This is a genomic window from Cupriavidus sp. 30B13, from assembly GCF_049059565.2.
In the GTDB taxonomy this organism is placed as follows: Bacteria; Pseudomonadota; Gammaproteobacteria; order Burkholderiales; family Burkholderiaceae; genus Cupriavidus.
Map to the genome: position 1 here is coordinate 2,548,697 of NZ_CP188223.1, position 24,331 is coordinate 2,573,027.

At 68.4% G+C, this 24,331-nt stretch carries 20 protein-coding genes and 1 tRNA gene; 6 read left to right on the forward strand and 15 right to left on the reverse strand.

All coding sequences use genetic code 11. The annotated features are described in order from the left end of the window. Positions 1-78 precede the first annotated feature (78 nt). The 5 genes from ntrC to ACKI2N_RS11685 all read right to left on the reverse strand — a co-directional run bounded on the left by ntrC (position 79) and on the right by ACKI2N_RS11685 (position 5,459). Complete coding sequence (ntrC, locus tag ACKI2N_RS11665) at positions 79-1,632, reverse strand: nitrogen regulation protein NR(I) (protein WP_420996659.1); 1,554 nt, start codon at positions 1,630-1,632, stop codon at positions 79-81. 110 nt (positions 1,633-1,742) lie between these two features. Next, complete coding sequence (gene glnL / locus ACKI2N_RS11670; protein WP_420996658.1) at positions 1,743-2,894, reverse strand: nitrogen regulation protein NR(II); 1,152 nt, start codon at positions 2,892-2,894, stop codon at positions 1,743-1,745. Positions 2,895-2,898: 4 nt separating this feature from the next. Beyond that, positions 2,899-3,462, reverse strand: a complete 564-nt coding sequence (locus tag ACKI2N_RS11675) for a DUF4124 domain-containing protein (protein WP_420996657.1) — start codon at positions 3,460-3,462, stop codon at positions 2,899-2,901. A gap of 133 nt (positions 3,463-3,595) precedes the next feature. Next, positions 3,596-5,011 (reverse strand): 3-hydroxylaminophenol mutase, encoded by a 1,416-nt coding sequence (locus ACKI2N_RS11680; RefSeq protein WP_420996656.1) that lies wholly within the window; start codon positions 5,009-5,011, stop codon positions 3,596-3,598. Between the two features lie 292 nt (positions 5,012-5,303). Continuing rightward, on the reverse strand, positions 5,304-5,459 hold the full coding sequence (locus tag ACKI2N_RS11685) for a hypothetical protein (protein ID WP_420996655.1): 156 nt from the start codon (positions 5,457-5,459) through the stop codon (positions 5,304-5,306). A gap of 84 nt (positions 5,460-5,543) precedes the next feature. Between ACKI2N_RS11685 and ACKI2N_RS11690 the strand changes: the two genes are divergently transcribed. After that, positions 5,544-6,008, forward strand: a complete 465-nt coding sequence (locus tag ACKI2N_RS11690) for a rhodanese-like domain-containing protein (RefSeq protein ID WP_420996654.1) — start codon at positions 5,544-5,546, stop codon at positions 6,006-6,008. 96 nt (positions 6,009-6,104) lie between these two features. Here ACKI2N_RS11690 and ACKI2N_RS11695 read toward each other — a convergent pair whose 3' ends face one another. From ACKI2N_RS11695 to hrpA, 6 genes are all read right to left on the reverse strand, one after another. Further along, positions 6,105-6,938 carry a competence/damage-inducible protein A gene (locus tag ACKI2N_RS11695; RefSeq protein ID WP_420996653.1) on the reverse strand — a complete coding sequence of 278 codons (834 nt, stop codon included), beginning with the start codon at positions 6,936-6,938 and terminating at the stop codon, positions 6,105-6,107. 12 nt (positions 6,939-6,950) lie between these two features. After that, the gene (locus ACKI2N_RS11700; RefSeq protein WP_420996652.1) at positions 6,951-7,823 is read right to left on the reverse strand and encodes an EI24 domain-containing protein; all 873 of its coding nucleotides are present in this window, start codon (positions 7,821-7,823) and stop codon (positions 6,951-6,953) included. Between the two features lie 113 nt (positions 7,824-7,936). After that, positions 7,937-8,911, reverse strand: coding sequence for a sterol desaturase family protein (locus ACKI2N_RS11705; protein ID WP_420996651.1), 975 nt, complete (start codon positions 8,909-8,911; stop codon positions 7,937-7,939). Continuing rightward, the gene (locus tag ACKI2N_RS11710) at positions 8,911-9,831 is read right to left on the reverse strand and encodes a polysaccharide deacetylase family protein (RefSeq protein WP_420996650.1); all 921 of its coding nucleotides are present in this window, start codon (positions 9,829-9,831) and stop codon (positions 8,911-8,913) included. The genes ACKI2N_RS11705 and ACKI2N_RS11710 overlap by 1 nt, the downstream gene beginning before the upstream one ends. Positions 9,832-9,928: 97 nt before the next feature. Then, positions 9,929-10,879 (reverse strand): beta-propeller fold lactonase family protein, encoded by a 951-nt coding sequence (locus tag ACKI2N_RS11715; RefSeq protein WP_420996649.1) that lies wholly within the window; start codon positions 10,877-10,879, stop codon positions 9,929-9,931. Positions 10,880-11,078: 199 nt separating this feature from the next. Continuing rightward, on the reverse strand, positions 11,079-15,128 hold the full coding sequence (hrpA, locus tag ACKI2N_RS11720; protein ID WP_420996648.1) for an ATP-dependent RNA helicase HrpA: 4,050 nt from the start codon (positions 15,126-15,128) through the stop codon (positions 11,079-11,081). 23 nt (positions 15,129-15,151) lie between these two features. On the opposite strand from hrpA, the gene argA reads away from it, so the two are divergent. Continuing rightward, the gene (gene argA / locus ACKI2N_RS11725) at positions 15,152-16,591 is read left to right on the forward strand and encodes an amino-acid N-acetyltransferase (RefSeq protein ID WP_420996647.1); all 1,440 of its coding nucleotides are present in this window, start codon (positions 15,152-15,154) and stop codon (positions 16,589-16,591) included. 111 nt (positions 16,592-16,702) lie between these two features. After that, the gene (locus ACKI2N_RS11730; protein WP_020205310.1) at positions 16,703-16,978 is read left to right on the forward strand and encodes an oxidative damage protection protein; all 276 of its coding nucleotides are present in this window, start codon (positions 16,703-16,705) and stop codon (positions 16,976-16,978) included. Between the two features lie 108 nt (positions 16,979-17,086). Here ACKI2N_RS11730 and rpiA read toward each other — a convergent pair whose 3' ends face one another. Then, complete coding sequence (gene rpiA, locus ACKI2N_RS11735; protein ID WP_420996646.1) at positions 17,087-17,773, reverse strand: ribose-5-phosphate isomerase RpiA; 687 nt, start codon at positions 17,771-17,773, stop codon at positions 17,087-17,089. Between the two features lie 266 nt (positions 17,774-18,039). Here rpiA and tal point away from each other — a divergent pair, with 266 nt between their 5' ends. After that, positions 18,040-18,978, forward strand: a complete 939-nt coding sequence (gene tal / locus ACKI2N_RS11740; protein ID WP_420996645.1) for a transaldolase — start codon at positions 18,040-18,042, stop codon at positions 18,976-18,978. A gap of 15 nt (positions 18,979-18,993) precedes the next feature. Here tal and ACKI2N_RS11745 read toward each other — a convergent pair whose 3' ends face one another. From ACKI2N_RS11745 to rnr, 3 genes are all read right to left on the reverse strand, one after another. After that, a complete protein-coding gene (locus tag ACKI2N_RS11745) occupies positions 18,994-19,683 on the reverse strand; it encodes an SIR2 family NAD-dependent protein deacylase (protein ID WP_426990845.1) in 690 nt (229 codons plus the stop codon). A 73-nt stretch (positions 19,684-19,756) separates the two neighbouring features. Then, the gene (gene rlmB / locus ACKI2N_RS11750) at positions 19,757-20,500 is read right to left on the reverse strand and encodes a 23S rRNA (guanosine(2251)-2'-O)-methyltransferase RlmB (protein ID WP_420996643.1); all 744 of its coding nucleotides are present in this window, start codon (positions 20,498-20,500) and stop codon (positions 19,757-19,759) included. Positions 20,501-20,572: 72 nt separating this feature from the next. Beyond that, positions 20,573-23,149 (reverse strand): ribonuclease R, encoded by a 2,577-nt coding sequence (gene rnr, locus ACKI2N_RS11755; RefSeq protein ID WP_420996642.1) that lies wholly within the window; start codon positions 23,147-23,149, stop codon positions 20,573-20,575. 68 nt (positions 23,150-23,217) lie between these two features. Between rnr and ACKI2N_RS11760 the strand changes: the two genes are divergently transcribed. Both ACKI2N_RS11760 and ACKI2N_RS11765 read left to right on the forward strand, forming a co-directional pair. Next, positions 23,218-23,304: transfer RNA gene (locus tag ACKI2N_RS11760), tRNA-Leu, on the forward strand. Between the two features lie 456 nt (positions 23,305-23,760). Continuing rightward, a complete protein-coding gene (locus ACKI2N_RS11765; protein ID WP_420996641.1) occupies positions 23,761-24,198 on the forward strand; it encodes an Rrf2 family transcriptional regulator in 438 nt (145 codons plus the stop codon). Positions 24,199-24,331: the final 133 nt, after the last annotated feature.

Consider the following 24,331-nt stretch of genomic DNA (forward strand, 5'->3'; position numbering starts at 1 on the left):
TTTTCCTGCTTCCCGCTCTCCGGCGGACCGGCGGACCGGCGCGTGGCCGGTGCCGGTCCCGGCGGCCGGTCGAACCTTTCAGTCGAACCCCAGCTCCTGCAGCTTGCGGGTAATCGTGTTGCGCCCGATGCCCAGGCGCGTGGCCGCCTCGACCCGGCGCCCGCGCGTCACGCCCAGCGCCGCCTCCAGCACCGCCTTCTCGAAGCGGCGCGTCAACGCATCCATCACCTCCGGCTGGCCCGATTCGAGCATGGCGCGCGCTTCGCCCGCCAGCAGGTTTTCCCAGCCCGCCATGGCGCCCGTCGCCGCCACGCGGCCGGCGAACGACAACGCGCCATCGGGCTCGCCGGCCAGCACCGAAGGCGCGGCGCCGTAGTCCACCGCCTCGTGGCCGTCGGCGTCGTCCGCGCGGCCTTCGCTGCGCGCCTCGAGCGGCCGCGCGGCGCCGGCCGTGCCGCCCGCGCCGTTGCTGCCCGAGCCGCCGCCGATCATCTCGCGCGGCAGGTCCTTGACCTCGATGGTCTGCGCCGGCGCCATCACGGTCAGCCAGTTGCACAGGTTCTCGAGCTGGCGCACGTTGCCGGGGAACGGCAGCGTGCTGACGTAGGTCAGCGCCTCGTCCGACATGCGCTTGGGCTCCACGCCCAGTTCCTTGGCGCTTTTCTGCAGGAAATGACGGGCCAGCAGCGTGATGTCCTCCGGCCGCTCGCGCAGCGGCGGCAGGCGCAGGCGGATCACGTTGAGGCGGTGGAACAAGTCCTCGCGGAACAGCCCTTCCTTGACGCGCGTCTCCAGGTTCTGGTGGGTGGCGGCGATCACGCGCACGTTGGCGCGCAACGGGTTGTGGCCGCCCACGCGGTAGAAATTGCCGTCGGACAGCACGCGCAGCAGGCGCGTCTGCAGGTCGAACGGCATGTCGCCGATTTCGTCGAGGAACAGCGTGCCGCCCTCGGCCTGCTCGAAGCGGCCGCGGCGCATGGTCTGCGCGCCGGTGAAGGCGCCGCGCTCGTGGCCGAACAGCTCGGATTCGAGCAGGTCCTTGGGAATGGCCGCGGTGTTGAGCGCGATGAACGGGCCGTTGGCGCGCGGGCTGTGCTTGTGCAGCGCCTGGGCCACCAGTTCCTTGCCGGTCCCGGACTCGCCGGTGATCAGCACCGTCACGTTGGACTGCGACAGCCGGCCGATGGCGCGGAACACGTCCTGCATGGCCGGCGCCTGGCCGAGGATCTCGGGCGCGTCGACCAGGCGGTCTTCCATCTCCTCCTCGCGCAGGCTTTCCTGCAGCGCGCGGCGGATCAGCTCGACCGCCTTGTCGACGTCGAACGGCTTGGCCAGGTATTCGAAGGCGCCGCCCTGGAACGCCGCTACCGCGCTGTCCAGGTCGGAATAGGCCGTCATCACGATGACCGGCAGCCCCGGATGGCGCGCCTTGAGGGCCTGCAGCAGGTCGAGGCCCGAGCCACCCGGCATGCGGATATCGGAGATCAGGACCTGTGGTTCGTCGTCTTCCAGCGCGGCGAGTACATCGCGCACGTTGGTAAAGCTGCGCGAGAGCAGGCTTTCACGGGCAAGGGCTTTTTCAAGAACCCAGCGGATTGATTGATCGTCGTCGACTATCCAGATCGGCTTCATGTGCGTCGCTTGTCTGCTCGGTGTCATTTGGTCTTCCGATCCTGCTTGCGCGCCGCCGGGGGAGCCGGTCGGCAGCAATCGTTGTGGCAAAGCCGCTTGCTGGCGCCGGGTCAATGCAGGGGCAGCAGGATACGGAAGTCGGTACAGCCAGGCCGGCTCTCGCATTCGATCAAGCCCTCGTGCTGCTGCACGAAGGTTTGAGCGAGTGTGAGACCGAGGCCGCTGCCGCCGTCCCTACCCGACACCAGCGGATAGAAGATGCGTTCGCGAATATCCTCGGGGATGCCCGGACCGTTATCGATGACATGCAAGTCCAATGCCAGCTTGAACAAACGCTTGGCAATCGTCACCTGCCGCGCCACCCGCGTGCGCAGCACGATCTGCGCGTCGCCGCGCGCGATGCGCTCGGCCAGCGCCTGGGCCGCGTTGTGGACGATGTTGAGCACGGCCTGGATCAGCTGCTCCATGTCGCCGCGCAGGTCGGGCAGGCTGGCGTCGTAGTCGCGCACGATGTCCAGCCCGGTGGGGAATTCGGCCAGCACCACCGAGCGCACGCGCTCCAGCACCTCGTGGATATTGAGGTCGGACACGATGTGCGGATGGCGGTGCGGCTCCAGCAGGCGGTCCACCAGGGTCTGCAGGCGATCCGACTCCTTGATGATGACCTGGGTGTACTCGCGCAGCGAGCGGTCCGGCAGCTCGAACTCCAGCAACTGCGCGGCCCCGCGGATGCCGCCGAGCGGGTTCTTGATCTCGTGGGCGAGGTTGCGGATCAGTTCCTTGTTGGCGGAGGTCAGGTCGAGGATGCGTTCCTCGCGGTCGCTGCGCACCTTCTGCTCGTTGGGCAGCATCTCCACCAGCACGGTGTCGGTATTGGCTTCCAGCGCGCCGATCACCACGTGCACGTGCATCGGCTCCTGCAGCGGCGGGTGCAGCACCACGTCCTGGCGGCGCGCGTCGAACTGCCGCGACAGCACGGTATCGATCATGCTGTCGAGTTCTTCCGAGGCGCCGAACAGATCGCTCAGGGACAGCTCCACCATGGCCTTGCGCGAGAGCGCGAAGCTGGCCTCGGCGGCGGGGTTGGCGTAGACCACGCGCATGCCCGGCTGGCGAATCAGCAGGACCGGGTTGGCGATGACGTCCAGGCCCTGATGGTAGGACACGTCGCCCAGGGGCAGCACCACGGCCTCGCCCTCGGGCGGGTTGCCGGCTCCGGCCGAAGCCACTTTGCGGGAGACGCTGCGGATCAGGCGACGCATGAGACTAGTCCTTCAGGTTGGAGAGTTCGCGCCGCAGCGAGGCGGCATTGGCCTCGCCGCGCGCGATGTCGTCGCGCAGCGAGGCGGTACGGTCGAGGTACTTCTGGTAATTGCGCTCGTTGCCCTGGCGCTCCGGCTGGCCGTTGTTGTACTCGGCGCGCAGCGCGGCCAGCTTGGCTTCCTCGCTCTGCAGCTCCTGCTCGAGCACCGCGCGGCGCTCGCCGTCGCGGCTCTTCTGCGTGGCGCTGTCCACGCGCGGGAACGCGGCCGGCGCGGCGGCCGGCGCGGCGCCCCTGGCGGCGGCGCCGGATACGCGCGTGCCCGGCACCGTGGTCACCTCGGGCAGGCTGAGCCGCTTGCAGTTCTTGCCGCCGTTGCCGTTGCGGTACTCCGGCACGCCGTTGGCGCCGGTGCACATGTAGATGTCGCCCGACTGCGCCGGCGCCGGCCGGCTCCAGCCGAGCAGGCCGAGCGCCAACATGGCGCACAAGGCCGCCGATGCGTGCCGGCGGGCACCGGAACGGGGCACGGGATGGTGCGGTGAGAGCGAGAAATCGAGCGCGTCCATTGACATCAGCAAGGCAGGTGGGAAAGGAGCCTCATTCTAGCCATCAATGCAGGCATCAAAACAAAAAGGGACAGCCGAGGCCGCCCCTTCCTGGTGCAACTGTTGCCCGGTCACAACCTGGCAACGCCCCGCTTTACAGCGAGTAGTACATCTCGAACTCGACCGGGTGCGTGGTCATGCGGAAGCGGGTCACTTCTTCCATCTTCAGCTCGATGTAGGCATCGATCATGGAGTTGGAGAACACGCCGCCGCGCGTCAGGAACTCGCGGTCGTTGTCGAGGTATTCCAGGGCCTGGTCGAGGCTCGAGCAGACGGTCGGGATCTTTGCATCCTCTTCCGGCGGCAGGTCGTACAGGTTCTTGTCGGCGGCTTCGCCCGGGTGGATCTTGTTCTGCACGCCGTCCAGGCCGGCCATCAGCAGCGCCGAGAAGCCCAGGTACGGGTTGCACAGGGGATCGGGGAAGCGGGTTTCGATACGGCGGCCCTTCGGGTTGGCGACGTACGGAATGCGGATCGAGGCCGAACGGTTGCGGGCCGAGTAGGCCAGCTTGACCGGGGCTTCGAAGCCCGGCACCAGGCGCTTGTACGAGTTCGTGCCCGGGTTGGTGATGGCGTTCAGCGCGCGCGCGTGCTTGATGATGCCGCCGATGTAGTACAGCGCGAATTCCGACAGGCCGGCGTAGCCGTTGCCCGCGAACAGGTTCTGGCCGTCCTTCCACACGGACTGGTGCACGTGCATGCCCGAACCGTTGTCGCCCACGACCGGCTTCGGCATGAAGGTGGCGGTCTTGCCGTAGGTGTGGGCCACGTTCTGGATCACGTACTTCTGCAGCTGGGTCCAGTCGGCGCGCTGCACCAGCGTGCTGAACTTGGTGCCGATTTCGTTCTGGCCCTGGCCAGCCACTTCGTGGTGGTGGACTTCGACGGGAATGCCCAGCGATTCCAGGATCAGGCACATTTCCGAACGGATGTCCTGGAACGTGTCGATCGGGGCGACCGGGAAGTAGCCGCCCTTCTTGCCCGGGCGGTGGCCGCTGTTGCCATGCTCGAATTCCTTGCCCGACGACCACGGTGCCTCTTCCGAATTGATGCGGACCGAGCAGCCTTGCATGTCGACGTTCCACGTCACGCCGTCGAAGATGAAGAATTCGGGTTCCGGGCCGAAATAAGCCGCGTCGCCCAGGCCGGTGCTCTTCAGGTAGGCCTCGGCGCGCTTGGCGATCGAGCGCGGGTCGCGGTCGTAGCCCTTGCCGTCCGACGGCTCGATCACGTCGCAGGTCAGCACCAGCGTCGGCTCTTCGTAGAACGGATCGATGTTGGCGGTAACCGGATCCGGCATCAGCAGCATGTCCGAAGCTTCGATACCCTTCCAGCCGGCGATCGACGAGCCGTCGAAAGCGTGGCCGCTTTCAAACTTGTCTTCGTCGAAGTGCGACACGGGTACCGACACGTGTTGCTCCTTGCCTTTGGTATCGGTGAAACGGAAATCGACGAACTTGACGTCGTTTTCCTTCACAAGCTTCATCACATCTGCAACGCTGTGGGCCATGCCTATCTCCTGGAAATTCGGCTGAAGTCTAGAAAGCCATTCTTGCGTCGATCTTGCCTGCCCACGCTTGCATAGCGGGGAGCAGCGCAAAGACCGGCCGCGAAAGGGACGAGGAATGTTAGCAGAAAGCATGCCAAGGGAAGACCCCAATTCCACCCGTGTTCCCGAAAAAAGTGCACCCCGGCAGCCGCTTGCGCCGCTTGTCGCTGCCAAGGGGTGGCGCATATGGCATATGCACTGCACCGCGGCCACGCATGGCCCGCCGGCGCCCCGCGGACGCGCATGCGGCGTGTCAGATGGAAACACCAAAACGGTGCTGGCGACATGCCGAATGCACCGTTTTCGTGCCAATGGTTGATAACGCCTTGATTTGGTGCATGCGCGACTCGGCCGCATGCTCGCGGTGCATGCGCTGCGCGCCGCCCGCGCCGGCGTCCGGCATGCTCAAACCCGCCGGCGCCGGGCCGCGGCGCGCTAGAATAGCCGGTGGCGTCCCGAGGCGCCTTCCATCCCTAGAATCCTGTCACCCCCGATGACCACCCGAGACGACCTCCTCCAAGCCGCGCGCCAGCGCCAGCAGCAAGACCAGCTTCCCTATTTCGGCGCCCTCTCCCCGCAGGAAGCCTTTGCCCTGCTGCAGAACGACCCCAGCGCCGTGATGGTCGACGTGCGCACGCAGGCGGAGCTGGACTGGATCGGCGGGCCGGACGTGCCGGAAGCCCAGTCCGCGCACGTGGAATGGATGAGCTACCCGGGCGGCGCGCAGAACGCGGCATTCATCGACCAGCTCAAGGCGCGCGTGGCGCCCGACGTCCCCGTGCTGTTCCTGTGCCGCAGCGCGGCGCGCTCCAAGCATGCCGCGCGCGTGGCGACCCAGGCCGGCTACCAGTTCGCCATGGACGTGCTCGAAGGCTTCGAAGGCAACCGCGACGAGCATCATCACCGCAAGACGGTGGAAGGCTGGTGCGTGCGCGGCCTGCCGTGGCACGGCGCGTGATGGCGCCTGAATGATGGCAGAACGCCGGCCAAATAAGAAAACGGGACAACATGGTTGTCCCGTTTTTTATGCCACGAACGCCCCGCGGCCCCGCGCCTAGTCCCCAGCCGGATCCCCCGGCCGCCGCGAGCCCACCTCGACCAGTTCAAACCCCATCGCGCGCACGCCGTCGCGCAGCATCGCATAGGCCGGCTCGACGAGGTCGACCGAGCCTTTCACGCCGAGGTCGATGTGCCGGCGCGCATAAAGCTCGCCGCGCTTGGCGTCTCCCACCGACGGCAGGCTGAACACGCGCACGCCGTCGAAGGCCGCCTCGACCCGCTCCATCAGCGGGGTCAGCGTCGACTCGGGCGCCTCGAACACCAGGAACGAGCGCTCTTCCTGCACCGAGGTGTGGAACAGGTGCGGATAGTAGTGGTCCAGCACCCATTCCATCATCGGCCACGCCATCACCGGGAAGCCCGGCATGAAGTGGTGGTCGGCCACGGAGAAGCCGGGAATGCGGTTGTAGCTGTTCGGGATGATGCGCGCGCCGGCCGGGAATTCGCCCATCTTGAAGCGGTGCTGGTTCTCGGGCAGGTTCAGGTCGCCCTTGACCGGGTCGCCGGCGGCGGTCTCGGCGATGCGCTGGGCGATCAGCTCGCGCGCCTCGGGATGCAATTCCAGCGGCACGCCGAGCGCGGCCGCCGCGCACTGCCGGGTGTGGTCGTCCGGCGTGGCGCCGATGCCGCCCGTGCAGAACACCACGTCGCTGCCGGCGAAGGTACGGCGCAGCGTGGCGGTGATGCGCGCGCGCTCGTCGCCGACGTACTCGGCCCAGTCCAGCGCCAGGCCGCGCGCGGCCAGCAGTTCGATGGCGCGGCGCATATGCTTGTCTTCGCGCCGCCCCGACAGAATCTCGTCACCAATGACGACCAGGCCGAAACCCATGATGCCCTCGCTTCAGGAATGTTCAATGCGCCGCACGTCGGACGGCGCGAGATCGATGACGTCCAGCGCCGGCGCGGCCGCTGCCGCGGCGGCGCGCTCGGCGCGCAATTGCTCCAGCGCGCGCAGGCAGAAATGCCCGAACCACAGCGCCGAGAAGATGAAGATCAGCACGTACAGCCACAGCGTGCCCGCCAGCACGAACGGAAACAGGAAGATCAGCGCCGCCGAGGAAACCCAGATCAGCGTCGGCGCCGAGCCCAGCAGCCCGACCGCCACGCCGATGGCCAGCAGCGGCGCGCGGTGCCGCTTCATCAGGGTCTTGCGCTCCTCGGCGGTGGCATGCTCGGCCAGCGCGTCGTAGGTCATGACGCGGTAGGTCAGCCAGCCCCACAGCAGCGGCGGGATCAGCGCGAAGAACAGCGGGACCAGCCACAGCGGCAGGGTCACGATCACCAGCACCAGGAACAGGCAGGTGCTGCCGAGGGTCTGCAGCACGCTGCCGGCCAGGCTGCCGCCCTTGGCCCGCGCCAGGCCGGGATAGCTGCGCTCGAGATGCCGCACCACCGCCGGCACCGAGAACAGGCTGATGAAGATCAGCATGGAAGCGATCACCAGCGGCACCATCAGCGCGATCACGAACAGCGGCGCCACCACCGCGTGCAGCGACTGCATGCCCAGCCAGGCCAGCGCGGCATAGATCCAGCTGGTCAGCACCGAGGCCTCGAGGATGCCGCGCGCGGTCGCCATGATGGCTTCCCAGCCCCACAGCAGCAGGCCGCCCCACAGCGCCGTGGCGAGCACGAAGGGGATGACGGTAAGCATCAGCATGCGCGGATGGAGCTGGCTCATCAGGGCACGGCCAAACGCGCGGAAAATGTCGTTCATGCAGGCAAGTGGATACCGCGAAAGGATTGCCGCGAAAGCGGGGACGGATAGACTAGCACACGTCACCGGCGCAGGCAGGGGCGCCGCGCCGCGGCGCCCTGCCGGGCAGGCGCTCAGCCGAGCCGCAGCAGGCGCTTGATGCCGTACCACTGCTGCGACAGGAAGCCCGCGCCGTAGTCGCGCCCCTTGCCGGCGGGCGGCGGCATCTGGTCGCGCACGCCGGTGGGATAGTAGGCGTCGCTGAACACCGCGGTGCGGAACAGCATGTCCCACCAGGGGAAGATCACGCCGTAGTTGCAGCCGCCGAGCCGCCCGGGATGGCCGATCGCCTCGTGCCCGACGCCGACCGCGTGATGGGTGCGGTGAAAGCGCGGCGACACCAGCAGGCGCTCGCCGAGCGCGCCGAAGTGCAGGCGCAGGTTGGCATGCTGCAGGCTCTGCAAGAGCTGCGACAGCGCCACCAGCAGCACGTACTGCGACGGCTCCACGCCCACCGCCAGCGCCGCCACGGCGAACACCAGGTCGCGCAGCATGTCGTCCAGCAGGTGGTTGCGGTTGTCGCTCCACAGCGTCATCTGGCGCTGGCTGTGGTGCAGCGAATGCAGGCTCCACCACCAGCGGTAGCTGTGGGAAAACCGGTGATACCAGTAGTCGAGCAGGTCGAACAGCAGCAGGTAGACCAGGAAGCTCACCAGCGGGATCGACGTCACGCCCGGCCACCAGTCCTCCACGTTGATGCGCTGCCAGCCGAACAGCCTGAGATGGCCCTCCAGCGCGTCCATGACCGGGTCGAGCAGGAAGAACATGGCCAGGCGGAACAGGCCGAGCCGGTGGATGACCGTGTACAGGATGTCGGTGCGGATCGCGGCGCGGTCGGTCACGGCCTCGACCGGGCGCAGCTTTTCCAGCGGGCCGAGAATCAGCACCATCACCACGATCTGCACCAGCCCCACCAGCAGCCACTCGGTGCCCGTGAACGCATCCTCGGCATAGCCGCCCAGGCCAAGCTGGTACACCACCGGCAGGATCACGTCCTGGAACAGCGTGGCTTCGACCTGGCCGACCCAGGCGTTGAACATGTCGAGCATCACGGCCTCCCGGCGCCGCCCGCGGCGCTGGCCGCGCTGGTGGCCGCCTGGCTGCGGAACCACTCGCGGTAGGCCGGATGCTCGCGCAGCGTGGCGAAGCAGAAGCCTTTGCGCTCCAGCCCGCCGATGAGCGGCTCCAGCACGCCCGGTGCCCACGGATCCTTGCGCGACCAGATGCCGAGGTGGGCCATGGCGATGTCGCCGTCGCGCAGGTCGCGCAGCGCGCGCGCCAGCAGCACCTTGTTCGGGAAACGCTCGGACGACAGCTCATCGCCGAGGAAACCGGCCGGCGCCCAGCCCACATGCTTGAAGCCGCACTGCTCGGCCCACTGCAGCGTCTGCGGCGCGGTATGGCCGCCCGGCGCGCGCCACAGCGGCGACATGGTGGCGCCGCTCAGGCTGTGCAGCGCCTGCGCGCTGCGCCTGAGTTCGCTGCAGAAGCCCTGCTGGTCCATCGCCACGTCCTGCCCGGCCCGCTCGCCGAACTGCGGGCGCATCGTCACCTTGCCGTCGCGCGCGCCGCGCAGGTAGACGTGGTCGAAGGTGTGGCTGCCGAACACGTGGCCGTCGGCCGCCAGCGTCTTCCAGTACGCGGCCCAGCCGGGGTCGAGCGAGCTGTCCTTGTTGACGGTGGGTTCGTTGGCGAGGAAGAAGGTGGCCTTGATATGGTGGCGGCGCAGCGTGTCGGCGATCAGCGCGGCCTGGCTCATGCTGCCGGTATCGAAGGTCAGGTAGAGCGTGCCGGCACGGCAGGATTGCGCGGTGCCGGGAGCCGGCGCGGCAATGCCGGACGGAGCGGACGGAGCGGACGGACCCGTCGAACGGGCCGGCCCCGTGGCCAGCGCCAGCCCGGCGGCGGCAAGCCCCAAGGCCGCGCGCAGCGCGGCGCGGGCCGGCCGGGGCCGCGAAATCTTGCTCATGATGCCTGTCCTGATGACCTGTGACTGCATTGGAGTGGCGACAGCCATACTAGTTCGATTGCCCTGCCCGCCGCCGCGTTCCCGCGCGCCGCGGCGCTCAATACAGCGGCGCGCGCGTGCGGAAGTAGATGCCGTGCGGCGAGCGGCCCACGCGGATGGTCTTGACCAGCTTGCGGCTGGCCACGTCGATCAGGCCGACCGAGCGCGCCCAGCGGAAGCTCACCCACAGCGTCTTGCCGTCGGCGGTCAGTTCCATGTCGTCCGGTCCGGCCGGCAGGCCCGTGATGTCGCCGACCTTGGTGAGGGTCTGCTGGTCCACGATGCTGATGGTGCCGGACACGCGGTTGGACAGGAACAGGTGGCGCTTGTCGCCCACCGCGCGGAAATTGTGCGCGCCCTTGCCGGTCGGGATCTGCTTGACCAGGGTGCGGGTATGCCAGTCGATCACCGCCACGTAGTCGGCGCCGGTCATGCCCACCAGCAGGTACTTCTGGTCGGGCGTGACCCACACGCCGGCCGGCGCGGAGCCGGCGTCCATGCGCCACATCACGCTCTGCGTGGGCAGGTCGATGGCGACCACCTCGTTGGAATCCTGCAGCGTGACGAAGGCCACGCGGCTGTCGGCGGTGAAGGCGATGTGGCTCGGCGTCTTGGCCAGCGGCAACTGCTTGGCCAGCTTCAGCGCCTTGCCGTCCCAGCGGTACACGTCGACGCGGTCGAGGCGGTTGCCGGTGGTGACGAACCACTTCTGGTCGGGCGAAAAGCCGATCTGGTACGGGTCGTCGATATTGGGAACGCGCTGCTGGACCTTGCCGGTGACCGGATCGAGGAAGACCAGGTCGTTGCCCACCGCGTTGGCGACGATCAGGGACTTGTCGTCGGGCGTGGCGATCAGGTGGTGCGGCTCCTTGCCGACCGGGAAGGTCTCCAGCACCTTCTGCGTGTCCTTGTCGATCAGGGTGACGGTAGCATCACCCGAATTGAGCACCACCACCACTTCCGCCGAGGCCGGCGCCGCTGCCATCCCCAGGGCCAGGGTGCCGAGCATGGCAACCCCGGAAACTACACGACGCAATGCGAGCATAAGACCGTTAGGCAAAAGACTGAATCGAACATTCTAACGTTTCGGGCACGAGATACGATGACCTGGGACAACAAACTAACACTTCGTCACACTCTCGGCGCAGGTGCCGCCACGCGCCGCCGAAGGGGCTCCGGCAACCAGGGGCTTCCGGCGCCGCTTTCCCTCAGCGCTGCATGGACTCCCACACCTTCTGCAGCCGTTTCACCGACATCGGCACCGGCGTGCGCAACTCCTGCGCGAACAGCGCCACGCGCAGCTCTTCCAGCATCCAGCGGAATTCGTCCAGGCGCGCATCCTCCACGCCCCGGCCCTGCTGGCGCAACTGCTTCTCGGCGCGCTGCCACTGCTGCAGCAGCGGCGTCATTTCCTGCAGGCGCTGGGTGTCGCGCGCCGGGTCGCCCTTGATCTTGTCGATGCGCATGGCGATGCCCTTCAGGTAGCGCGGGAAATGCACCAGTTGCTGGTAAGGCGTGTCGGTCACGAACTGCTTGCCCATCAGCCGCGCCAGCTGCGCCTCCATGTCGGCGTGCGCGGCGGCGAACGGCTTGGCCTGCACCAGCTTGCGCGGCAGCGTGGCGTACTCGGCCAGCACCGCGCCCACCAGCCGGGCGATTTCCTGCGCCAGCAGGTTCAGGCGCGAGCGCCCTTCTTCCTTGCGCGCGGCGAACTCCGCCTCGTTGCGCGGCAGCGGCGCCTGCAGGCAAGCGCGCTCCAGCGCCACCGTGACGATCTGGTCGCGCAGCATTTCCTGCGTGCCCAGCGTCATGTACTGCATCGCCATCTGCTGCAGGCCGGGGATGTTCTTTTCCAGGAACTTCACCTGCTCGCGCAGCTGCAGCGCGAACAGGCGGCGCAGGCCGACGTGGTGCACGCGCACCGCTTCCTGCGGGTCGTCGAACACTTCCACGTCGCAATGCGCGCCGCGGTCGACCAGCGCCGGGTAGCCGAACAGCGTCTGGTTGCCCTTGCGGATCTCCAGCAGCTCCGGCAGCTCGCCGAACGACCAGCCGGTCAAGCCCTCGTACTGGCCGGGCTCGGCCGCCGGCGCCTGCGAGGCGGACTGCGCGGCGATGCTCTGGAACGACTGCTGCGCCTGCCCGCCCAGCTCGGCGCGCAGCTGCGCCAGGTTGCGGCCCATGTCGAGCTGGCGGCCGTGCTCGTCCACCACCTTGAAGTTCATGGTGTGGTGGGCCGGCAGCGTTTCCAGCTTGAAGTCCGCGCGCCTGACCAGCGTGCCGGTCTGCGCGCGGATATCGGCGATCAGCACGTCGAGCAGCTCGCCCTCGCCGAACGGGTTGCGCTCGACGAAGCCGGCGGCGTAGTCGGGCAGCGGCACGCAATGCCGGCGCAGCTTCTGCGGCAGCGACTTGAGCAGCAGGTGCACCTTCTCCTTGACCATGCCCGGCACCAGCCAGTCGGCCCGCTCGGGGCGCACCTGGTTGAGCGCGTACAGCGGCACGGTCAGCGTCACGCCGTCACGGTGGCTGCCGGGCTCGAAGTGATAGGTCAGCGCCATGTCCACGCCGGCCACCGGCAGGATCTTGGGGAACAGGTCGGTGGTGATGCCGGCCGCCTCGTGGCGCATCAGCTCTTCGCGGTTCAGGTAGAGCAGCTTGCGGTCACGCGCGCTCTCGCTCTGATACCACTGCTCGAACGTGGCCTGCTGGTGGATCTCGGCCGGGATCAGGCGGTCGTAGAACGCGAAGATCAGCTCGTCGTCGACCAGCACGTCCTGGCGGCGCGACTTGTGCTCGAGGTTCTCGATCTCGCGCGTGAGGCGCTGGTTGTGCGCGAAGAACGGCAGCCTGGTGTCGAATTCGCCCTCCACCAGCGCGCGGCGGATGAACAGCTCGCGCGCCTCCTGCGGGTTCATCGGCCCGTAGTGCACGCGCCGGTGCTGGTAGACCACCAGCCCGTACAGCGTGGCGCGCTCCATCGCCATCACCTGGCCGGATTTCTTCTCCCAGTGCGGGTCGCTCCAGCTCACCTTGAGCAGGTGGCGGCCCACCTGCTCCAGCCATTCGGGCTCGATGCGGGCCAGCGTGCGCGCGAACAGGCGGCTGGTCTCGACCAGCTCGGCGGCGATGATCCAGCGGCCCACCTTGCGCGCGATCAGCGAGCCGGGCCACAGGTGGAACTTGATGCCGCGCGCGCCCAGGTATTCGCGCCCGCGGCCGTCGGCCTCTTCCAGCTTGCAGCCGACGTTGCCCAGCAGCCCGGTCAGCAGTGCCTTGTGCACCTGCTCGTAGGTGGGCTCGCTCTCGTTGAGGCGCCAACCCTGCTCGGTCACCGTGGTCAGCAGCTGCGAATGGACGTCGCGCCATTCGCGCAGGCGCACGTGCGAGAGGAAGCTGGCGCGGCACTGGTCCTGCAGCTGGCGGTTGGTCTTCTTGTGCGCCACCGCCTCCTCGAACCACTTCCACAGCTTGACCCAGCCCAGGAACTCGGACTTCTCGTCCATGAACTTGCGGTGGGCCTGGTCGGCCGCTTCCTGCGCCTCCTGCGGGCGGTCGCGCGGGTCCTGCACCGACAGCGCGCTGGCGATGATCAGCACCTCGCGCAGGCACTGGTGCTCGCGCGCGGCCAGGATCATGCGGGCCACGCGCGGGTCCAGCGGCAGGCGCGCGAGCTGGCGGCCGGTCTGGGTCAGCGCGTTGGCGTCGTCGCCCACGCTGTCCACCGCGCCGAGTTCCTGCAGCAACTGGTAGCCGTCGGCGATGGCACGGCCCAGCGGCGGCTCGATGAACGGGAACGCCTCGATCGCCGTCAGCTTGAGCGCCTTCATGCGCAGGATCACCGCAGCCAGCGACGAGCGCAGGATTTCCGGATCGGTGAAGCGCGCGCGGCCGGCGAAATCCGCCTCTTCGTAGAGCCGGATGCAGACGCCGTCCGCCACCCGGCCGCAACGGCCGGCGCGCTGGTTGGCCGCAGCCTGCGAGATCGCCTCGATCTGCAGCTGCTCGACCTTGTTGCGGTAGGAGTAGCGCTTGACGCGCGCCAGCCCGGTATCCACCACGTAGCGGATGCCGGGCACGGTCAGCGAGGTCTCGGCCACGTTGGTGGCCAGCACGATGCGCCGCGCGTTGGACGGGCGGAACACGCGCTCCTGCTCCTGCACCGACAGGCGCGCGAACAGCGGCAGGATCTCGGTATGCGGCGGATGGTGCTTGCGCAGCGCCTCGGCCGCCTCGCGGATCTCGCGCTCGCCCGGCAGGAACACCAGCACGTCGCCGGGGCCGAGCCGGCACAGCTCGTCGACCGCCTCGACGATGCCGTCGAACAGGTCGCGGTCCTTGCCCTGCGCCGACCTGGGCGCGCCGTCGGCGGGCGCGTCCTTCTCGATCGGCCGGTAGCGGATCTCCACCGGATACAGCCGCCCGCTCACCTCGATCACCGGCGCGGGCTTGCCGCGCTGCGCGAAATGCTCGGCGAAGCGGTTGGCGTCGATGGTGGCCGAGGTGATGATCAGCTTGAGGTCCGGGCGCTTCGGCAGGATCTCCTTGAGGTAGCCGATCAGGAAATCGATGTTGAGGCTGCGTTCGTGCGCCTCGTCGATGATGATGGTGTCGTAGGCGCGCAGCAGCGGATCGGTCTGGGTCTCCGCCAGCAGGATGCCGTCGGTCATCAGCTTGACCGAGGCGCCCGGCGACATGGTGTCGTTGAAGCGCACCTGGTAGCCCACGTGCTCGCCCAGCGGCGTGCCGATCTCCTGCGCGATGCGCTTGGCGGTCGAGGTGGCGGCGATGCGGCGCGGCTGGGTGTGGCCGATCAGGCCGCCGCTGCCGTCCGTGCCCGGGCCGCGCCCGACCGACAGGCAGATCTTGGGCAGCTGGGTGGTCTTGCCGGAGCCGGTCTCGCCCGAGACGATCACCACCTGGTGGTCGCGCAGCGCCTGCGCGATCTCCTCGCGGCGCGCCGATACCGGCAGCGCCTCGGGGAAGGTGAGCGGCGGCAGCGGGCTGGCGACGCGGCGCGCACGGGCGGCGCCCGCTTCGGCGCGCGGCCGGCCCGGCCGGCCCTCGCCCGGCGGCCCGGGCCGGCGCCCCGGGCGGGGGGCTGGCTTGGCGGCAGGCCGGGCGGGCGCCTGGACGGCGGTTGGGACGGCGGCCTGGACGGCGGCCGGGACGGAAGCGGGGGCGGCCTTGGGCGCGCGCCGGCCGGCATCGGTTTTCCGATCCGGCGGCAAAGGTTTGGCGGGGCGTTGTGCTGACATTGGCCGGGATTATAATCCGCGGCATGAATGCAAGAACCGACTCGCTAGCCGACGCGCCCGCGCCGTCTGAAAAGGACGAGCCCCTGCCCGTCCCCGCCCCCGCAGCGCCCCTGGCTGCGCCCGTCCATGCAGCCGAAGCGTCCGAGCGCGGCGGCCCGGACCACCAGCAGTTCGTCGACTGGCTGCGCGCCGTCGCCCCGTATATCCACGCGTTCCGCGGCAAGACCTTCGTGATCGCCTTCGGCGGCGAGCTGGTCAAGGCCGGCACGCTCAACGCCCTGGTCAACGACGTGGCCCTGCTGCACGCCATGGGCATGCAGATCGTACTGGTGCACGGCTCGCGCCCGCAGGTGGAAGAACAGCTGGCGCTGCGCCACGTCGAATCGCAGTTCGCCGCCGGCGTGCGCATCACCGACAACGCGGCGCTCGAATGCGCCAAGGAAGCCGCCGGCGAGCTGCGCCTGGACATCGAGGCCGCCTTCAGCCAGGGCCTGCCCAACACGCCGATGGCCGGCGCCCAGCTTTCGGTGATTTCCGGCAACTTCGTCACCGCGCGCCCGGTGGGCATCGTCGAAGGCGTGGATTACCAGCACACCGGCCTGGTGCGCAAGATCGACGGCGAATCGGTGCGCATGTCGCTCTCGCACGGCAAGGTCGTGCTGCTTTCGCCGCTCGGCTTCTCGCCCACCGGCCAGGCCTTCAACCTGTCGATGGAAGACGTGGCCAGCGCCACCGCCACCGCCATCAAGGCCGACAAGCTGGTCTTCATCACCGAAGTGCCCGGCGTGCAGGACGCGTCCGGCAGGCTGATGCCGGAAATGTCGCTGCGCACCGCCGTCGAGCGCCTGCAGAACAACCACCTGCCGCCCGAGGTCGCCTATTACCTGGAACACCTGGTCAAGGCCCTCAAGGGCGGCGTGCCGCGCGCCCACCTGATTCCGTTCGACCTGGACGGCTCGGTGCTGCTGGAGCTGTTCCTGCACGACGGCGTCGGCACCATGATCTCGGACACCGACCTCGAAAGCCTGCGCGAAGCCACGCTCGACGACGTCGGCGGCATCGTCCAGCTGATCGCCCCGCTCGAGCAGGACGGCACGCTGGTGCCGCGCGGGCGTCACCTGATCGAGCGCGACATCGCCAATTTCTCGGTGATCGAGCACGACGGCGTGCTGTTCGGCTGCGCCGCGCTCTACCCCTACCCGCGCGAGGGCATGGCCGAGATGGCCTGCCTGACGGTCTCGTCCGAGGCGCAGGGCACCGGCGACGGCGAGCGCCTGCTCAAGCGCATCGAGCGCCGCGCGCGCAGCCTGGGCCTGGACCGCCTGTTCGTGCTCACCACGCGCACGGAACACTGGTTCCTCAAGCGCGGGTTCGTCCACGCCACCGTGGACGACCTGCCCGAAGACAAGCGCAAGCTCTACAACTGGCAGCGCAAGTCGATGGTGCTGATGAAAAAACTGTGATGCCCGTGGGGGTAGCCGGAAGGCTTCGCCCCGCTTCGTTACAATAGCGGCCTGCCATGGCGCGCCGCGTTCGCCGCGCCGGCCACATCACACGACTACAAGGAGTTCCCCATGGCCCGCATGGTCCAATGCGTCAAGCTCAACAAGGAAGCCGAAGGGCTCGACCTGCCGCCGCTGCCGGGCGAGCTCGGCAAGAAGATCTGGCAAAGCGTGTCCAAGGAAGCCTGGGCCGGCTGGCTCAAGCACCAGACCATGCTGATCAACGAAAACCGCCTCAACATGGCCGACACGCGCGCGCGCCAGTACCTGCTCAAGCAGACCGAGAAGTATTTCTTCGGCGACGGCGCCGACCAGGCCCAGGGCTACGTGCCCCCGCCGCAGGCGTGACGGCGGCTGCCCGCGGCCGCGCGCCGCGAGGATGGGCCAGGTCATGAAAACAAAAAGGGTGCCGCGAGAGGCACCCTTTTTCGTCGGCCGGGAATCCGGGCGCGCGGCTCAGAAATCGGTGCGCCTGACGCCTTCCGGCGTGCCCAGCAGCAGCACGTCGGCGCCGCGCAAGGCGAACAGCCCCACCGTCACCACGCCAGGCACGTGGTTGATCACCTCTTCCAGGCCCTTCGGATCGGCGATCCGCAGGCCGGCCACGTCCAGGATCACATTGCCGTTGTCGGTCTTGTAGATGCCGCCTTCCCTGGTCATGCGCAGGCGCGGCTGGCCGCCCAGCGCCGCGAGCTTGCGCGCCACCGCCGCGCGTGCCATCGGAATCACTTCCACCGGCAGCGGGAACGTGCCCATGATCTCGACCAGCTTGCTGCCGTCGGCGATGCAGACGAAGCGCTGCGCCACCGAAGCCACGATCTTCTCGCGCGTCAGCGCGCCGCCACCGCCCTTGATCATGGCGCCGCTGGCGTCGATTTCGTCGGCCCCGTCCACGTACACGGGGATTTCGTCGACCTCGTTCAGGTCCAGGACATTGAAGCCATGCTGCTGCAGGCGGCGGGTGGAAGCCTCCGAGCTGGAGACCGCGCCGGCAAAGCGTTCCTTGAACGCGGCCACCGCATCGATAAAGAGATTGGCCGTGGAGCCCGTGCCCACGCCCAGCACCGCGCCGGCCGGCACTTCCTTCTCGACATAGTCCGCGGCGGCTTGCGCCACCAGCGCCTTGAGTTCATCCTGAGTCATGACAACAGCCCGTCTGCTTTTGGGGGAAACCGCATAGTGTACCGGAATGCCGTGGCATCGCCGGAGGCGGCGCGGGCCGGCGGTACAATGGCTGCGAGGCCGGCATCCGGGCCCCGCGCGACGGTCCCGGGCAGCGGCCGCGGCATTGCGCGTCGCGCCGACCCGCTCCCTTCTCCCGGCGGGAACGGCAACGATGTACGGCGGCAACGCGGCCCGGCATGCCGGCCGCGCTGCCATCACCAACCTCTAACAGCGACTCACCGACCATGAACCAGCTCGATCAGCTCAAGCAGTTCACCACCGTCGTGGCGGACACCGGCGATTTCCAGTTGATGAAGCAGTACACGCCGCAAGACGCCACCACCAACCCCTCACTGATCCTCAAGGCCGTGCAGAAGGCCGAGTACCGCCCGCTGCTGGACCGCGCCGTGCGCGACAACGACGGCATCGAGGCCGTCATGGATGCGCTGCTGATCGGCTTCGGCTGCGAGATCCTCGCCATCGTGCCCGGCCGCGTCTCCACCGAGGTCGACGCCCGCCTGTCCTTCGACACCGACGCCACCCTGGCCAAGGCCCGCCACCTGATCGCGCTCTACGAGCAGCGCGGCGTGGCGCGCGAACGCGTGCTGATCAAGATCGCTTCCACCTGGGAAGGCATCCGCGCCGCCGAGGTGCTGCAGCGCGAAGGCATCCACTGCAACATGACGCTGCTGTTCTCGCTGGCCCAGGCCGTGGCCTGCGCCGAAGCCGGCGCGCAGCTCATCTCGCCCTTCGTCGGCCGCATCCTCGACTGGCACAAGCAGAAGGCCGGCGACAAATGGGACGCCGCCGCCAACGCGGGCGACGACGATCCTGGCGTGCGCTCGGTGCGCCAGATCTACGACTACTACAAGAAATTCGGCTATCCGACCGAGGTGATGGGGGCCAGCTTCCGCAGCACCGAGCAGATTCTCGCGCTGGCCGGCTGCGACCTGCTGACCATCAGCCCGGACCTGCTGGAAAAGCTCGCCGCCGCCGAAGGCAAGGTCGAGCGCAAGCTGTCGGTCGACCAGGCCCAGGCCGCGAACATCGCGCGCATCGAATGCAGCGAAGCGGCCTTCCGCTGGCAGCTGAACGAGGACCAGATGGCCACCGAGAAGCTGTCCGACGGCATCCGCCTGTTCGCCGCGGATGCGGTCAAGCTGGAGGCGCTGATCGCGGCATAGGCCGTCCAGGCCCGCTCAGGCCGGCGCCTCCGCGGCGCCGGCCCACAACTGCGGCAGCACCACGCCCGCCGGCCCGCGCAGCACGATGTCGGCGGTCCGGTCCAGCGCGGAGGGCTCGGGGTTGACCACGATGACGCGCGCGCCGTGGTCCTTGGCGATGCCGGGCAGGCCCGCGGCCGGGTAGACCAGGCCCGAGGTGCCCACCACCAGGCAGAGATCGCAGGTTTCGGCGGCGTGTTCGGCGCGATAGCGCGCCACGCGCGGCAGTTCCTCGCCGAACCACACCACGCCCGGGCGCATCATGGCGCCGCACAGGCCGCAGCGCGGCGGCGTGCCGGGAATCGCGGTGGCCGGGTCGCAGCGGCCGCAGCCGTCGAGCCATTTGTTGGCGAACAGGTTGCCGTGCAGCTCGATCACGTCGCGGCTGCCGGCGCGCTGGTGCAGGCCGTCGACGTTCTGGGTGACCAGCGTGACGTTCTTCCGCGCGGCGAGCGCGGCCAGCGCGATATGCGCGGGATTGGGATGGGTGGCGGCGACCAGCTCGCGCCGGTGCAGATACCATTGCCAGACCAGCGCGGGCTGGCGCCGGTAGGCGTCTTCCTGCGCGAGTTCTTCCGGATTGAAGCGCGACCAGAGGCCGGTCATGGCATCGCGGAAGGTCGGCACGCCGGACTCCGCCGACACGCCGGCGCCGGTCAGCACCATGATGTTGCCGGCCGCGGCGATCAGGCCGCGCGCGGCGGCCCGCGACGACGCATCGAGTTCCGCCGCCACGGAATCAGCGCGGCAGGCGGCGCTGGCGCACCGCTTCGTACAGGCACACGCCGCTGGCCACCGAGACGTTGAGGCTTTCCACGCCGCCGGCCATCGGGATGCCGACCAGCTCGTCGCAGGTCTCGCGCGTGAGGCGGCGCATGCCTTCGCCTTCGGCGCCCATCACCAGGGCGATCGGGCCCTTGAGATCGACGTCGTAGACGGTCTTGTCGGCGCCATCGGCGGTGCCGATCACCCAGATGCCGCGTTCCTGCAGCTCGCGCAGGGTGCGCGCGAGGTTGGTGACGGTGATGTAGGGCACGGTTTCGGCCGCGCCGCTGGCGACCTTGGCCACGGTGGTGTTGAGGCCGACGCTGCGGTCCTTGGGCGCGATCACGGCATGCGCGCCGGCGCCGTCGGCCACGCGCAGGCAGGCGCCAAGGTTGTGCGGGTCGGTGACGCCGTCGAGCACCAGCAGCAGCGGCGTGCCTTCGATGCCGTCGAGCAGTTCGTCGAGATTGAGCGCGAGCGCCACGTCTTCGGCGCGGGCCACCACGCCCTGGTGGCGGTCGGTGCCGGCCATGCCGCGCAGGCGCTCGGCATCGACCGGATGCAGGCGCACCTTGAGGCTCTCGGCCAGGCGGATGAAGTCCTGCATGCGGCGGTCGCGCCGCGCGGATTCAACGTAGACATCGGTGACGCCGGCGGCGTCCTGGCGCAGGCGCGCGGTGACGGCGTGAAAGCCGATCAGGAGTTTTTGTTTAGCCATGGCGGGATTGTACCCGCCGGGCCTTGCCAGGTGTCCGCGGCGGGGGAGCCGGTGGCGGCTCCCCCCGGCGCGTCAGCGCTTGCGCGCGGCGCGGCTGCTTTTGCCGGCCGGCTTGCCGCCGCCCTTCGGACCCGAGCCGAGATGGGCCGGCTTGGGCTTGGCGGCGCGCTTGGCCGGCTTGGCGCCCTGCCCCGGGCGCGCCTTCACGGGTGTGATGACGGCCTCGAACACCGGCTGCTCCTCGATCACGCGGTCGAGCGTTTCGTCGAACGATTCTTCCGGCTTGGAGGTGCCGCCAAGCAGCGCCGCCAGCTGGCGGCCCTTCTTGCGCGCCGGCACGGCGTGCGCGGCCGGCACGCGCGGCTGGGCCTCGGTGACCGGCGCGCGGGCGCGCAGGTTCTTGGCCGACGGCTCCTGCACCAGGCGGAAGTCGATCTTGCGCGCGTCCAGGTCCACGCGCGAGACCTGCACGCGCACGCGGTCGGTCAGGCGGTAGCGGATGCCGGTGCGCTCGCCGCGCAGTTCGTTGCGCGCCTCGTCGTACTGGAAGTAGTCGCTGCCCAGTTCGGTGACGTGCACCAGGCCCTCCACGTAGAGCTCGTCGAGCTGCACGAAGATGCCGAACGAGGTGACCGAACTGACCGTGCCCGAGAACTCGCTGCCGAGCTTGTCGCGCATGAAGTAGCACTTGAGCCAGGCTTCGACGTCGCGCGAGGCTTCGTCGGCGCGGCGCTCGTTGGCCGAGCAGTGCAGGCCGAGCTCGTCCCAGATGGCTTCGTTGCGCTTGGCGCGCGCCGCGCTGAGCTCGGCCTTGGCGGCCGCGTCCTTGGCCTGCATGCGGCGCGCCTTGGGCGCGATGGCGGTGTTCAGCGCCGTGCCGGGCGCGAACGCCGGCTGGTACTTGGTATGCGCCAGCACGGCCTTGATGGCGCGGTGGACCAGCAGGTCGGGGTAGCGGCGGATCGGGCTGGTGAAGTGGGCATAGGCCTCGTAGGCCAGGCCGAAGTGGCCGATATTGTCCGGGCTGTAGACCGCCTGCTGCATCGAGCGCAGCAGCATGGTCTGCAGCATGGGCGCGTCGGGACGGCTCTTGATCTTGTCCATCACGTCGGCGTAGTCGGCCGCCTGCGGCTTGTCGCCGCCGGCCAGCGACAGCCCCACCGTCTTGAGGAACTCGCGCAGGTTCTTGAGCTTTTCCTCGCTCGGGCCCGCGTGGATGCGGTACAGCGTGGGATGCTTGAAACGCTCGAGGAAATCGGCGGCGCACACGTTGGCGGCCAGCATGCATTCCTCGATCAGGCGGTGCGCGTCGTTGCGGGTGCGCGGCAGGATCTGCTCGATCTTGCCCTGCGCGTTGCAGACGATATAGGTCTCGGTGGTGTCGAAGTCGATCGCGCCGCGCTCGCGGCGGGACTTGAGCAGGACCTGGAACAGCTCGTACAGGTTCTGCAGGTGCGGCACCAGCTCGGCGCGCTTGTGCGCCTCCGGCCCCTTGGTATTGGACAGCACCGCCCAGACCTCGTTATAGGTCAGGCGTGCCGCCGAGTGCATCACGGCCGGATAGAACTGGTAGGCCTTGAGCTCGCCCTTGGCGGTGATGACCGCGTCGCACACCATGCACAGGCGGTCCACCTGCGGGTTGAGCGAGCACAGGCCGTTGGAGAGCTTCTCCGGCAGCATCGGGATCACGCGGCGCGGGAAATACACCGAGGTGGCGCGGTCGAGCGCGTCGGCGTCCAGCGGCGTGCCCGGGCGCACGTAGTGCGACACGTCGGCGATCGCCACCACCAGGCGCCAGCCCTTGGCGCGGCCGATCTTGACCGGCTCGCAGTAGACCGCGTCGTCGAAGTCGCGCGCGTCCTCGCCGTCGATGGTGACCAGCGGCACATCGCGCAGGTCGATGCGGTGGTCGAGGTCCGACTCGCGCACGGTGTCCGGCAGCGCGGCGGCTTCCTTGGCGCACGCATCGGAGAACTCGTGCGGCACGCCGTACTTGCGCACGGCGATCTCGATCTCCATGCCGGGATCGTCGATGTCGCCCAGCACTTCCACCACGCGACCCACCGGCTGCACGTAGCGGTCCGGGTAGTCGATGATTTCCACGCTGACCACCTGCCCCACGCGCGCCTTGCCTTGCGACTTGGGCGGGATCAGGATGTCCTGGCTGATGCGCTTGTCTTCCGGCGCCACCACCAGCACGCCGCCCTCGCTGAGCAGGCGGCCGATCACGTAGCGGTTGGCGCGCTCGATGATCTCGACGATCTGGCCTTCGGGCCGGCCGCGCCGGTCATAGCCGATCACGCGCACCTGGGCGCGGTCGTTGTGCATCGCCTTCTGCAGTTCGCGCTCGGGCAGGAAGATGTCGTCGTCGCCGTCGTCGCGGATCAGGAAGCCGAAGCCGTCGCGGTGGCCCTGCACGCGCCCGACCACGAAGTTGGGCTGGTGGGCCAGCTCGTAGCGGCCCTTGCGGTTGAGTTCGATCTGGCCGTCGCGCTCCATGGCGGCGAGGCGCTTCTGGAATCCGTCGTGCTCCTTGCGCGTGACGGCCAGCGCCTTGGCAATGTCGCCAGCCGACAGGGGCGACCCGGACGTCCTCAGGACGCCGAGGATTTCTTCCCGGCTAGGGATCGGATAGTTATTTTGATTCAATTTTATAGATAGTATTTGACAAACGTATTGCGGTCGCTATAATGAGCGCTTCGGTTGTTTCGACGCCCGCCCAGGTGGCGAAATTGGTAGACGCACTAGGTTCAGGTCCTAGCGGTGGCAACACTGTGGAGGTTCGAGTCCTCTCCTGGGCACCAGATCAAACGGAAAACCCGCAGCGCTTTCGAGCCTTGCGGGTTTTTTGTTTTCCGTCTTGTTCTCCGGCGTCTGAACTGACAACTTGCTTGCTCCCGATTCGATTTTTTCGATTTCTGCGCGACCGCGCGACTTGATAAAAACAATAAGCACAGCGGCGGTTCCGGCCTGCGCCTTGCCGCCCTCGGGCGGGCCCCTCGGCGGGGACTGGCGTTCACATGAACGGCCAGCGCGCGGCCCGGACAACCTGCCGCCTGGCGCCGACTGCTGCGCTGCGGGTGAGTGTATCAGTTTCAGTGCCGATACCGGCATTCTTCCGCCGCCCGCGGGCCAGAATGTCGCGTTTTCCGCAGGTTTCCCGCGATTTTCAATCTGCACGCCACTGTCTTGCCCGGGACCGGACGCTTGACAGCCGGCCACATCTGTAACTATGATGGTTTCATATTGAATCCCCGACCATGACCACCAGCAGCCGCTTCGCCGTCGCCGTTCATATCCTCACCTTGCTGGCCAGCGCCGACGCGCCGCTGCCGTCGTCGCTGATCGCCGGCAGCGTGGGCACCAACCCCGCGCTGATCCGGCGGCTGGTCGGGCAACTGGCCGAGGCGGGCCTGGTGAACACGGCGATGGGCAGCACCGGCGGCGCGTCGCTGGCGCGCGCGGCGGCGTCGATCACGCTGCTCGACGTGTTCCGCGCGGTGGAGTCGACCGCGCTGATCGCCCTGCACCACAGCGCGCCCAACCCGGCGTGCATGGTGGGCCGGGAAATCACCGGCGCGCTCAAGCACGCCGCCGACCGCGCGCAGGCGGCAATGGACGGCGCGCTGGCGCAGATCACCATCGCCGGCATGCTGGCCGATGTGGAGCGCGCGTCCGCCGAGCGCCGCAAGCGCTGATTTTTTTACCTCGATATGTAACCATATTGGTTTCATATCGACAAATGGTGCCCGCGCGTGCCGCGGGCATGACTATGCTGTGAACACCGAGCGGTGAAGCAGCCTGAGCAACAAGCAACCAAGCAGACAAGCA